General features: G+C 45.0%; 13 protein-coding genes. 10 read left to right on the top strand and 3 right to left on the bottom strand.

The features are described 5' to 3' along the window. Positions 1-265: 265 nt before the first annotated feature. Together AC58QC_RS04305 and AC58QC_RS04300 are read left to right on the top strand one after the other, a co-directional pair. Positions 266-1282 carry a Gfo/Idh/MocA family protein gene (locus AC58QC_RS04305; RefSeq protein ID WP_497413951.1) on the top strand — a complete coding sequence of 339 codons (1017 nt, stop codon included), beginning with the start codon at positions 266-268 and terminating at the stop codon, positions 1280-1282. A gap of 38 nt (positions 1283-1320) precedes the next feature. Beyond that, entirely contained in the window at positions 1321-2283 is a 963-nt protein-coding gene (locus tag AC58QC_RS04300) for an AraC family transcriptional regulator (RefSeq protein WP_497413950.1), read from the top strand. A 432-nt stretch (positions 2284-2715) separates the two neighbouring features. Here the strand turns inward: AC58QC_RS04300 and mtnA are convergent, their stop codons facing one another. Together mtnA and mtnK are read right to left on the bottom strand one after the other, a co-directional pair. Then, positions 2716-3813, bottom strand: coding sequence for an S-methyl-5-thioribose-1-phosphate isomerase (gene mtnA / locus AC58QC_RS04295; RefSeq protein WP_497413949.1), 1098 nt, complete (start codon positions 3811-3813; stop codon positions 2716-2718). Then, positions 3810-5030, bottom strand: a complete 1221-nt coding sequence (mtnK, locus tag AC58QC_RS04290) for an S-methyl-5-thioribose kinase (RefSeq protein ID WP_497413948.1) — start codon at positions 5028-5030, stop codon at positions 3810-3812. The genes mtnA and mtnK overlap by 4 nt, the downstream gene beginning before the upstream one ends. Positions 5031-5269: 239 nt before the next feature. Between mtnK and AC58QC_RS04285 the strand changes: the two genes are divergently transcribed. From AC58QC_RS04285 to sufB, 8 genes are all read left to right on the top strand, one after another. After that, positions 5270-5728, top strand: a complete 459-nt coding sequence (locus AC58QC_RS04285; RefSeq protein ID WP_497413947.1) for a Dps family protein — start codon at positions 5270-5272, stop codon at positions 5726-5728. Between the two features lie 95 nt (positions 5729-5823). Then, positions 5824-5991, top strand: a complete 168-nt coding sequence (locus AC58QC_RS04280) for a hypothetical protein (protein WP_497413946.1) — start codon at positions 5824-5826, stop codon at positions 5989-5991. 129 nt (positions 5992-6120) lie between these two features. Beyond that, complete coding sequence (locus AC58QC_RS04275; RefSeq protein WP_497413945.1) at positions 6121-6690, top strand: DUF1802 family protein; 570 nt, start codon at positions 6121-6123, stop codon at positions 6688-6690. 166 nt (positions 6691-6856) lie between these two features. Next, positions 6857-7687 (top strand): Fe-S cluster assembly ATPase SufC, encoded by an 831-nt coding sequence (sufC, locus tag AC58QC_RS04270; RefSeq protein ID WP_497413944.1) that lies wholly within the window; start codon positions 6857-6859, stop codon positions 7685-7687. 53 nt (positions 7688-7740) lie between these two features. Continuing rightward, entirely contained in the window at positions 7741-9036 is a 1296-nt protein-coding gene (gene sufD, locus AC58QC_RS04265) for a Fe-S cluster assembly protein SufD (RefSeq protein WP_497413943.1), read from the top strand. Then, the gene (locus tag AC58QC_RS04260; protein WP_497413942.1) at positions 9033-10259 is read left to right on the top strand and encodes a cysteine desulfurase; all 1227 of its coding nucleotides are present in this window, start codon (positions 9033-9035) and stop codon (positions 10257-10259) included. The genes sufD and AC58QC_RS04260 overlap by 4 nt, the downstream gene beginning before the upstream one ends. Beyond that, entirely contained in the window at positions 10246-10680 is a 435-nt protein-coding gene (sufU, locus tag AC58QC_RS04255; protein ID WP_497413941.1) for a Fe-S cluster assembly sulfur transfer protein SufU, read from the top strand. The genes AC58QC_RS04260 and sufU overlap by 14 nt, the downstream gene beginning before the upstream one ends. A gap of 62 nt (positions 10681-10742) precedes the next feature. Continuing rightward, complete coding sequence (gene sufB, locus AC58QC_RS04250) at positions 10743-12140, top strand: Fe-S cluster assembly protein SufB (protein ID WP_056624188.1); 1398 nt, start codon at positions 10743-10745, stop codon at positions 12138-12140. 60 nt (positions 12141-12200) lie between these two features. Here the strand turns inward: sufB and AC58QC_RS04245 are convergent, their stop codons facing one another. Beyond that, the gene (locus AC58QC_RS04245; protein ID WP_497413940.1) at positions 12201-12632 is read right to left on the bottom strand and encodes a PH domain-containing protein; all 432 of its coding nucleotides are present in this window, start codon (positions 12630-12632) and stop codon (positions 12201-12203) included. Positions 12633-12778 lie beyond the last annotated feature (146 nt).

The following is a 12778-nucleotide window of genomic DNA, read 5'->3' as shown; positions in this document are numbered from 1 at the left end:
ATAGCGGAACGAAGTTCCGTTTCTCAACGTAATTGCGTGTTTTTGTGGAAATAGCGGAACGACGTTCCGCATGCGAACTCAAACACCACTCCCACGTTATAGAAAAAAGCTTGACGTTCTAGTCATTCTATCATACTCTTCGAGTAAGCTAATATTCATTCATATGTCGTAATTTTGCACCTTCATCTGTCGCTAATTCGAAATTTAACCGCCCTCACCACCGTGTTACAATGAACCCAAGTCACTTATTTGGAGGTTATTTAGGATGAAAGTAGCAATGTTGAGTTTCTGGCATGTACATGCAAAGGATTATGCAAAACAGGTGAATGAACACCCAGATACTGAAATTGTCGCGATTTGGGACGAGATTGTGGAAAGAGGTCAGCAAGAAGCCGAAGCACGGGGTGTGACATTCTATTCAAGTCTTGAAGAGCTATTAGCAAATCCAGAAATAGAAGCGGTTGTTGTGGATACACCAACCAACCTTCACCGAGATGTGATCATCGCTGCCGCTAAGGCAGGTAAACATATTTTTACAGAGAAAGTCATTGCTCCTACGCTCCGCGAAGTGAATGAGATCCTAGCGGCTGTGGAGGAAGCTGGCGTGACCTTAACGGTTTCGTTACCGCGTTTGAATTCGCCATCTACTTTAGCGATCCAAGAAATTGTCCAGAAAGAACTGTTGGGTCAAATTACACTTGTGCGCACACGACTCTCTCATAATGGTGGTATTTCTACCACTGCGAATCCGTATGGTTGGTTGCCGGAGCATTTCTATAATGCCGAGCAATGTGGTGGCGGGGCGCTTATTGATCTTGGTTGTCATCCCATGTATCTCAATCGTCTATTGCTAGGATTACCTGTTGCTGTAAACGCTTCTTACGGCTACGTGACGGGAAGAGAAGTTGAAGATAACGCGGTATCGTTGCTCCAATATGAGAACGGTGCATTGGGAATTGTTGAAGCAGGCTTTGTGAATGCTTTTTCACCCTTCGTCATTGAAGTTCATGGCACTGCAGGCAGTGTCTTATATTCGGACCAAGATGGACGCGTTATGCTGCGTACGAATAAGCTAGAGGAAGCGACAGGACAATGGGTGGCTTACGAGGCGTTGCCAGAGGCTAAGCCGACTGCTTTTGATCAATGGGTCGCACATATTCAAAATGGTACCAAAGCCACTGAAAATATCGGGTTGGCTGTGGACTTAACGAAGCTTATGGAAGCTTCCAATCTATCCGTTGCAAGCAAGAGCCAGGTTCGACTGGATTCTTTGGTTAACTAATGTTCTAAACAGCTGGAAAGGAAACGGTGTTTACCCGAATGAGCCAACCCTTTTACTTCGAACCGATGCTAGAGAATCCGATGGCTTTAGATCGCCTGGAATTAAGCTTCCGCTGGGGAGCTTACGGTCTTAGGGTATTACGTTGCCACCTGACTTCCTTTCCAGCAGGAACAATCGTGAATTATCATCAACACTCCGAATACGAGATTCATTATATCCCCTCCGGCAAAGGGAGAGTCATTCTGGATGGGATTACACACCCACTCCATGAAGGACTTCTCTATGTCACCGCTCCTGGTGTCATCCATCGGCAAGAAGCGGATGAGCATGAAGCAATGGGAGAGCTTTGTCTCCATGTGGATATTGTTAAGCTAGCTCAGAGCGATGCTGATGAGTCAACTGCTACGCATGGCTGGGGAGAAGAATGGGAGATGGCAGAAGCGGAAGCGTGTATTGGACAGCTAAGTGAGCTGCCTCATATTCCGGCTGTAGACCGCCATGAAGCGATGAAATGCTTCCTAGTTGCATATGAAGCTTGGCGGAATAATCAACTAGGCCAATATACGATTATTAAACAGTCCATCGTCCAGATGCTGCTCAGAACGGTCAGTGCCTATCGACCGGAACAGCAGGGAGTGAACCTGCCTGCCCGTGATATGAAAAGCTATCGTTATCACATGGCTGTTCAGTTCATAGCAGACAATTTCCACCGTCCTCTAACCTTAGAGGGGGTAGCAGAACGCGTGCAGATTAGCTCGAGACAGCTGCAACGGATTTTCAAGGAGAAAGCGAATGTTTCATTTAGCGAATACTTGGAGCAGATTCGCCTTAAATTTGTATGCAGCGAGCTGCAGCAAACCACACTTACTCTAGAGAAAATTGCAGAGCGCAGCGGCTTCACGTCCAGCAATTATCTGCACTATGTATTCAAAAAAGCGCACGGAACAACCCCAAATGCCTATCGTGAAAATAGGATGCTCCAGTACGCGAGCATAACATAAATCCCAAAAAGAGCTGCTCGGAGGTAGAGAAATCTACTTCCGAGCAGCTCTTTTTTTAATGACATAACTCCAATTGGTAATGTAGCCACATTCGAGCAATATAGTAACTTAACAACTCAGCAACTCACCAATCCAGCAACTCAACAACTCACAAACTCACCAATCTAGCAACTCACCAATCTAGCAATCCAGCAACCTGACCACAACCCAGCCATTCGGCATCCGGCCATCACCAACCCAAAAACCCAAATAACTGGAAAACCTCCAGCTATTTGGGCCCGAAAACTCATCTTAATTGAAATAACTGGAAAATATCCAGTTATTTTTAGTCATTTGAAGCATATGAGGCAAATTTGTAAGGATTAACTGTAGTTTTTCCATCTAATCTTAAATACTAGCTGAAAATCAACAATTTAACTGTAGGTTTTCCATCTATTCGAAAAGCTTACGCAGATTTTCCGTATACGGAGCTTGAACGATGCCTTTTTCCGTGATAATCGCGGTGACATACTCATTGGGCGTCACATCGAACGCAGGATTGAATACTTTCACGCCAACTGGTGCTGTGCGTTTGCCAAAGCCTTGCGTGATCTCGTCCTCATGACGCTCCTCGATTGGGATATCGCCGCCAGTCGGCGTGTTCAAGTCGATGGTCGACATCGGACTTGCTACATAGAACGGGATGCCATGTGCCTTAGCCAGCACAGCTACGCTGTATGTGCCGATCTTGTTGGCTACATCGCCGTTAGCCGCAACGCGGTCCGTTCCTACGATGACCGCTTGAATCCAACCCTTCGCCATGACCGCGCCGGCCATGTTGTCACAGATCAGCGTGACGTCTACGCCCGCCTGCTGCAGTTCAAAAGCCGTGAGACGCGCGCCTTGCAGCACGGGCCGTGTTTCATCGGCGAACACTTTGATGTTCAGCCCTTGTTCCTTCGCCAAGTAGAACGGCGCTAACGCTGTGCCGTACTTGGCAGTTGCCAAACCGCCGGCGTTGCAGTGTGTCAGCACGCCAAACCCATCCTCGAACAGCGTGAGCGCATGTTCGCCGATACGGCGGTTGGTGTCTTCGTCCTCCGCCTGAATGACTTGCGCTTCTGCTAGAAGCGCAGCCTTGAACGCATCCGGGCTCACGCCCTCGGCTGCCAAAGCACTTGCTCTCGCGCGCATGCGATCGAGCGCCCAGAACAAGTTCACCGCTGTCGGACGTGACGTCGCCAGGTAATCCGCTTGCTTCTGGACTTCCGCCAGAAGCCCTTCAACTGCAGCATCCACCCCGCGGATGCCGAGATAAACACCATATGCGGCGGCGATCCCAATCGCAGGTGCGCCGCGAACTTTTAAGTGCCGAATCGCTTCCCACACCTCAATCGGTGTCTCCAGCGGTAAATAGACAATCTCCTCCGGCAGGAGTCGTTGATCCAGCAAATCAAGTTGCTGGCCGTTCCAGCGCAAGGATTGCAAAGCACCTTGCTCTTGGTTTTCTTTATTTACTTTCTCATTCTCTACGTTGTTCGTTGTCGTCATAGTACATAACCTCTTTCTGCTGCTCGTGTTGCAATTGCAATTAGCTCATCAATCGTCGCTACCTGACGGTTAGCTCGAATGCATGCTGTGCCGATCGTTAGTGCCATGCGCTGAGCGCGTTCTCTTGCTGCAGCGTCCTCAATTTTATCGATATCTGCGACGTGGGCAAGACCGACTACGCGACGCACCATTTTGGCGCCAGTGAAGCCGACCGTATCACGCAGCAAGTTGGTCATGAAATAGTCTTGGTATCCTGGAGCTGTAAAAACACGATCTACGCCTTGTTCGTTCCATAATGCACGGAAATTTTGTTCGAAATACGTCCATACATCCTTCACAGTTTGCGTTAAATAAGCGCGGTAAGAGGAACGACTTTCTTCGTCCTTACTCCAACCTTCTTGGGCAGCAAAGTTAAGAAGCAGGTTGGCTAGAACAGCACCGATATCGAAGCCCATCGGTCCATAGTAAGCGAATTCCGGGTCAATGACTTTGGTGGAATCAGGTTTGATGAAAATACTGCCTGTATGCAAATCACCATGAAGCAGAGCTTGCGCCTGAGTAAGGAACTTGTTGCGCAGAATAGCAACTTCGAAGTGAAGTTCTTTGTCTGCCCATAGCTGCTCTGCCGCATCACGGATAGGGGCTTCAAAATTGTTCGTTTCCGCATCGCGATAGGGATCGTCGAAGATCAAATCTTCGGTGATTTTGCAAAGCTCAGGATTGATGAAGCGTCCTAGCTGAATCTTTTTTTCTTGTTGATTTTTGCCTAAGTCCGAAGTGAAGAAGAGCGTATTAGCTAGAAAGCGCCCAATATGCTCAGCAAATAGCGGGTATTGATTGCCTTCAATTAACCCTCTGCGCATGATCACGTGATCGCTCAAATCTTCCATTACTGTAAGAGCTAGGTCGGCATCGTAGGCGTACACATGCGGGACAAGGTCTGGAACGAGCCCTTCTTCAATAATCAAAGCCTCACTCTCAATACGTGCGCGATCAAGCGTCAGCGGCCAAGATTCCCCAACAACTTTGGCATAAGGAAGAGCTTGCTTCAAAATAATACTTTTTCCAGTGGCAGCTTCTGTTATACGAAAGACGAGGTTTAAATTCCCATCCCCGATTTCCTGGCTAGCCAGATCAGCACCTGCTTGGAATAATTGTGGAATATGACGCGCGTATTCGATGGCTTGCGCTTCCGATAACGGATGATAAGTGGACATGATCGAACCTCCTAAAAGTTTTCGTCAGAAAACTGACTTCGTAAGCGTGCTCTTAAGTGATTGGAATTAATTCCAACTAGTTTACTGAGTATTAATTGTCTTTACCTAGTATAAGACAAATTGATTCTGCATGAAATACACTTTTCAGAAATGTCGTTTATTTTACATAAAATCCGCGAAATAAACGTAAATTAGCGTGTACAAACACGATTTTTCAGTCAAAATGAAGGGGGATTTCGATGACGAGCGCGACATTAGTTGGGGCGCAATCTATTCAAGCTGTTCTCAATAAGCAAATTTCAAATTGGAATTTACTTTTTGTTAAACTGCATAATTTCCATTGGTATGTTAAAGGAAATCAATTTTTCACACTCCATGTGAAATTCGAGGAGCTTTATAATGAGGCTGCACTTCATGTGGATGAGCTGGCTGAACGATTATTGGCTATTGGCGGTCAACCTGCTGCCACGATGAAAGCTTATTTGGAGATTTCTTCTTTAAAAGAGGCCTCTGGCACAGAGACAGCAACGAAAATGGTCGAAACGATCATTGAAGACTTCACTATTCTTACACAAGAGCTGAAAGCCGGCATGCAGATTTGTGAGGAAGCGAGTGATGATACCACATCGGATATGCTTTTAGCGATCCAAACGTCTTTGGAAAAACATCGCTGGATGCTGCAATCATTTTTGGGCTAAGTAAGAAATTTACACAATCTTCAATTCGTTCAAACATTCATAAAATGAAATTCAGTTATCCTAGAGACAAAATGGTTTCGAAGGATGTGGAATTTATGAAATTCCTGAATATCATTATGGCCATCGTTGTATGCACCATTTTCCTACTCATTGCGTACCATGCAGATGCTCCTGATACGGCCCATGATCCGAACCCTATGAAACATAATCAAGAACAGTTTACCCGAATGCAGCTCACGTATGACACGGATGAAGTGAAATAAGGAGAAGGAATGGCCAGTTTTTGAGCCGTTCCTTTTTATTTTTCCTGAAATATGTCAGTTTTCATTTGTTTTGCTTTCAAAGTTTAATTATAATAGATGGATTAATGAGGAGAACGAGGAGTTGGCGTCATGGGGCAGGGGATGGCTTTAAAGGAATGGGCATCTGCGGTTAAAGCATTAGAGGCGGGTTCGCAAATTTTTATTATGCGCAAGGGAGGTATTGTCGAAGAAACGAGAGATTTCCAAGTGGAATCTAATGACTTTTTCCTGTATCCAACATACGAACACCAGAGAAAAGAGCTGTTAAAAGAGCAATATCGCGGGATTATCGATGAAACTTTGGTCAACTGGAGCGCTGAAGATACACACGTTACGATCAGTTCCTTTGCCCGAATGGTAGAAGATATCGAGGTTAGTGATCAAGAAAAGCTGAATCAGTTATTTCCTTTTCATATTTGGACAGAAAATTTCACAGAAGAGCGTTTGAAGTGGAAACGCAAAAACCCGCTGCATATAATGATTTTAAGGGTATATACACTTAATCAACCGATTCAAATCGAGATCGAACAGGCCTATATTGGCTGCAAATCATGGATACAGCTGGGGGCATTGGTGCCGGATGATTCCGAGATGACTCCTGTGTTGAATGAGGAAGAATTTACCGCGCAAGTTGCTGAAATAAAACGTACTTTGGCGTAAAATTTACGTAGTATTTCACAAAACGCTCTCCTTTTTCACCTGATTGCCCTTTCTTGATTTGTTACAGTAAGTTATAATAGAATTATTCTAATGAGAATCAGTGATAATCACTACACAGGATTGTCATCTATCTTGTACACTCAAACATTATGGAGGCTTAAAGAAAATGGCAAATTCATCAACATTTACAATAGAGGGTCTGAAAGCGACCATCGAAGGAAAGGAAATTTTGAAAGGTCTTAGCCTAGAAATCAAAGGCGGCGAAATTCACGCGATCATGGGGCCAAACGGTACTGGTAAAAGTACTTTGGCTTCCGCGCTTATGGGTCACCCGAAATATGAAGTAACAGAGGGGTCTGTTACATTAGACGGCGAAGATGTTCTTGAAATGGCTGTTGACGAAAGAGCACGCGCTGGTTTGTTCTTGGCAATGCAGTACCCAAGTGAAATCACGGGCGTTACCAACGCTGACTTCTTGCGCAGCGCAATGAACGTTCGTCGCGGCGAAGGTAACGAAATTTCTTTGATCAAATTCATTCGTCAAATGGAAGCGAAAATGAAGCAACTGGAAATGAACCCTGAGTTCATGCACCGTTACTTGAACGAAGGCTTCTCAGGCGGAGAGAAGAAGCGTAATGAAATTCTTCAAATGCTTTTGCTTGAGCCTAAATTCGTTATCCTTGATGAAATTGACTCAGGTCTAGATATCGATGCTTTGCGTATCGTTGCTGAAGGTGTTAATGCAATGCGCAGCGAAGAGCGTGGATTCTTGATTATTACGCATTACCAACGTTTGTTGAACTACGTTAAACCTGATTTTGTACATGTTATGATGCAAGGTCGCATCGTGAAGTCCGGTGGTCCGGAGCTCGCTGAGCGTCTGGAAGCGGAAGGTTACGACTGGATCAAAGAAGAACTCGGCATCGTTGATGAAACTGTTGGTCAAGATACGGAAGAATTCAAAGTTCCAATGAACACAACAGGGCCGAAGTACTAGGAGATGAGAGACTTTGATCTTAGGGTCAAAGATACTTATAAATGGAGGAAATCATGAGCACTAAAACAACACTTTCCATCGATTCTAACGCTGTTATCGAGCTCTCCCGCAGCAAGCAAGAGCCGGAATGGATGACAGCTCTTCGTACTGAAGGGTTAGCGTTAGCGAATTCGTTGGAATTACCTATACTAGAAAAAACGAGAATCGACCGTTGGAGCATTTCCGCCTACGGTTCCTATAAAGAGCAAGCAACTTTGAGTTCACTTGATGCATTGCCAGAAGTGACGCAAGGTTTAACGAATTCCGGCAATCTGATCGTACAACGTAACTCCGGTATCGTGTTCAATCAAGTGTCCGAAGAATTGAAGAAGCAAGGCGTTATTTTCACAGAACTTGAAACGGCTGTTCGTGAGCATGGGGATTTGGTTAAACCTTACTTCATGAAGGCTGTCCAAGCGAATGAAAATCAGCTGACTGCTTTGCATGCAGCCTTGTGGAATGGCGGTATCTTCATCTACGTTCCGAAAAACGTTGTTGTAGACATTCCGCTTCAAGCGTTGTTTGTAGCTGATGATGCAGAAGCAACATTCGCACCGCATGTCCTGATCGTTGCTGAGCAATTCAGCTCCGTTACGTATGTAGATAACTTTGTGTCCTCCGTTGGTGACGCAGCGCTTGTACAGAACGGAATTGTTGAAGTATTTGCAAAACCAGGATCACGCGTAAGCTATTCCTCTATTCACAGCTTAGAAGCATCTGTAACAGATCTCACTTATCGTCGTGCGATCCTTGAAGATGATTCCCGTATTGGATGGGTAGTTGGTGAATTGAACTATGGGAACTCGATGTCCGATACGACATCCATTCTCAAAGGTAAAGGGTCCGATTCCGATGCGAAAGTCATCTGTGTTGGAACCCATGAACAAAAACTAAACCTGACGACTCGCGCTGTTCATTGGGGCAAAGCGTCTACAAGTGATATGATTACACGTGCGGTTATGCGTGATAGCTCTACAGCGATCATCAACGGAATCACGAAGATCGAGAAAGGCGCACAAGGCTGTAACGGTCAACAAACCGAGAAAGTCTTGATGCTTAGCCCGAAAGCTCGCGGAGACGCGAACCCGATTCTTCTGATTGACGAAGATGATGTTAAAGCAGGTCATGCTGCGAGTGTTGGGCAAGTGAATGCAGAGCAAGTTCACTACTTGATGTCCCGTGGTATTACCAAAGAAGAAGCTCAACGCTTAATTATTTATGGATTCTTAGCGCCAGTCGTTTCTGAAATTCCAGTTAAGAGCGTTGAAGAACAGCTGCAAAGCTTAGTGGAGAGGAAGCTAGGACAATGATACCTGCAGAGATACGTGAACTTTTTCCCATTCTGAAGCAAGAAGTGAACGGTCATCCTCTGGTTTACTTGGATAGTGCTGCTACTTCCCAGAAGCCTATTCAGGTGATCGAGGCACTGAAGCATTACTACGAGTGGGATAATGCGAACGTTCATCGCGGGGTTCATACCCTAGGTTCCCGAGCAACGGATGCGTACGAAGGAGCTAGAGCCAAAGTGGCGAAGTTCATCGGCGCAGCCAGTGAGCAGGAAATTATTTTCACAAGAGGCACAACAACCGCTATCAATATTGTGGCAGCTAGTTTTGCGGAATCGGTACTTCGTGAGGGCGATGAAATCGTCCTTACCCCGATGGAGCATCACAGCAACCTGATTCCTTGGCAGCAAGCTGCTAAGAAGTCAGGCGCTACTTTAAAATATATCCCGCTACAACCTGACGGATCCATTTCTCTTGCTGATGTTGAAAATACGATTACTGATCGTACGAAAATCGTTTCGATTGTGTATGTATCCAACGTGTTAGGCGTTATCAACCCGATCAAGGAAATTGCAGCCATTGCCCATAAGCATGGTGCCAAAATCATGGTCGATGGTGCGCAAAGCACACCGCACATGAAAGTGGATGTACAGGATTTGGATTGCGACTTTTATGCCCTGTCAGGGCATAAGATGTGTGGTCCTACTGGAATCGGGGCATTGTATGGGAAGAAGTCTTTGTTAAATAACATGGAGCCAGTTGAGTTTGGCGGCGAAATGATCGATCATGTCGATCTTTACGAGTCAACTTGGAAAGAACTTCCGTGGAAATTTGAAGGCGGAACACCTATTATAGCAGGAGCAGTAGGTCTTGGTGCGGCAATCGACTTCTTAACTGAAGTCGGGATGGATAATATATATAAACATGATGTAGAGCTTATGAATTATGCGGTAGACCGTATGATGCAGATCGAAGATTTATCTGTCTACGGACCGACGACGAATCGTGCAGGTCTTGTTACCTTTAATCTTGGGGATGTTCATCCTCATGACGTGGCAACCGTGTTGGATTCCATGGGCATTGCAATTCGTGCCGGTCACCACTGCTGCCAACCGCTAATGAGATGGTTAGAACAAAGCAGCACAGCTCGTGCGAGCTTTTATCTATATAATACGGAAGATGATGTAGACCGTCTTGTGACGGCTTTAATTAAAACAAAGGAGTACTTCGGCGATGCAATTGGATGATTTATACCGTAGAGTAATTATGGATCACTATAAAACTCCTCGCAACCGTGGGAAATTTGAGTCCGGCGAGACCGTTACGATTGACCTGAACAACCCAACCTGTGGAGATAAAATTTCACTACAGATGCAAGTTGAAGAGGGTATCGTGAAAATGGCGAAATTCACAGGTGAAGGCTGCTCGATTAGCTTATCCTCTGCATCCATGATGACGGATGCAGTCAAAGGAAAAACAATCGAAGAAGCACTGAAAATGGCTGATGATTTCTCTGGGTTGATGAAGGGCGAATCCGTAGATTTTGAATATGAAGACATTGAGGCCCTGTCGGGCGTTAACAAATTTCCAGCGAGAATTAAATGTGCAACTCTTGCGTGGAACGCTCTTCGCAAAGGGATTGAACATTCTCATAAGACCGATAACTAACGCATTTGCGATGGAATAGGTTAAACATATGTAAGTAAGAGATCGTTAAGGAGGAATCAACCATGGCGAAACAAATGCCAGATTTAGAGGATTACAAATATGGTTTTAGAGACGAGCACAAATCCATTTTCCAATCCGGTAAAGGCTTAACTCGTGAAATCGTTGAAGAAATCTCAAGAATTAAAGGCGAACCAGAATGGATGTTGGAATTCCGTCTGAAATCACTTGAGCAATTCTTCAAAATGCCTATGCCTCGTTGGGGCGGAAACATGGATGACTTAGATTTCGATGATATCCAGTACTATGTTCGTCCATCCGAGAAGCAAGGTAAAACGTGGGAAGAAGTTCCTACAGAAATTAAAGAAACGTTCGACAAGCTTGGTATCCCTGAAGCAGAGCAAAAGTTCCTTGCTGGTGTATCTGCTCAGTACGAATCTGAGGTTGTTTACCACAGCATGCAAAAAGAGCTTGAAGATCAAGGTGTTATCTTCACAGATACAGACACAGCTCTTCGTGAATACCCAGAGTTGTTCAGACAATATTTCGGAACAATCATTCCTCCAGCCGACAACAAATTTGCAGCATTGAATAGTGCTGTTTGGTCCGGCGGATCCTTTATCTACGTACCAAAAGGCGTTAAATGTGAAGTGCCTTTGCAAGCTTACTTCCGTATTAACTCCGAGAACATGGGTCAATTCGAGCGTACATTGATCATCACTGATGAAGATAGCTTCGTACACTATGTAGAGGGCTGTACAGCTCCAATCTACAGCACGAACTCCCTTCATAGCGCAGTAGTTGAGATCGTATGTCTGAAGAACTCCCGTGCTCGTTACACAACGATCCAAAACTGGGCACCTAATATCTACAACCTCGTTACCAAACGTGCGGTTGCAGAAGAAGGAGCTACGATGGAGTGGGTTGATGGTAACATCGGTTCCAAGCTGACAATGAAGTACCCAGCAGTTGTTCTTAAAGGCCGCGGCGCTAAAGGGATGGTTCTTTCCATCGCTGTTGCGGGCAAAGGTCAACATCAAGATGCGGGTGCGAAAATGACGCATTTGGCTCCAGATACAACATCGACAATCGTCTCCAAATCGATTTCCAAGCATGGCGGTAAAGTAACGTACCGTGGTTTGGCTTCCTTCGGACGTAACTCCCAAGGATCGAAAGCTAACATCAAGTGCGATACGTTGATCTTGGATAACGAGTCAACGTCAGATACAATTCCTTACAATGAAATCTTGAACGATAACATTACGCTTGAGCATGAAGCGACAGTATCCAAGGTATCTGAGGATCAATTGTTCTACCTCATGAGCCGTGGTCTTACAGAAGCAGAAGCTACGCAAATGATCGTTATGGGCTTCATTGAGCCATTCACCAAAGAACTTCCAATGGAATATGCCGTGGAAATGAACCGTCTCATCAAGTTCGAGATGGAAGGATCTATCGGTTAATCTCCTGATAATAGAAAAAGCGTTCCAGAGATATTTCTCTGGGACGCTTTTTTACGTATGTTAACCGTTAATCCGCTTACGATTCTGTGTTGCTGCCGATTGAAGTGCAACATATAACGATTGGATATTGAATTTTTTCTTGAATTCAAAGCGATACGACGCGGTAGATATGTTATTGGCTTTGTAATAAGGTGAGGTAATGTAATGAATAATTAACTCACTGTCATCAAAGCCTGTACCACCAGATTCCATCGATACTTCATAGATGGCGTCTAGATCAATGGTGGAAACTTTGGTCTTTTTGCCAGTAACACCTTGATGATCAATCAGGATAATCCGCTCGTCGGTGATAACGAAAGAATCTCTCACCAGCTTGAAGCCTGTTGTAATGGTTTCGTTCGGCATGAGATACACACCATACTGCTTCGTAAGCTCCTCAACAGAAACTTCCGATAAATTCCCTAATATTCCACTGAAAATACCCAATATCATCACTCCTTCTTGAACAAATATATGTAGGTATTCCACATTTAGACTGTGCTTTCCTTTTTGCAATATCCGTCTACAGACGGAAAACTAAGCCTGCTTGAGGCGGTTATTTTGATGAACTACGGATGATATGCTAGTAGTAACATCGA

It is taken from the genome of Paenibacillus sp. J22P51 (assembly GCF_059692215.1).
This window is presented reverse-complemented; position numbering and strand designations above follow the sequence as displayed.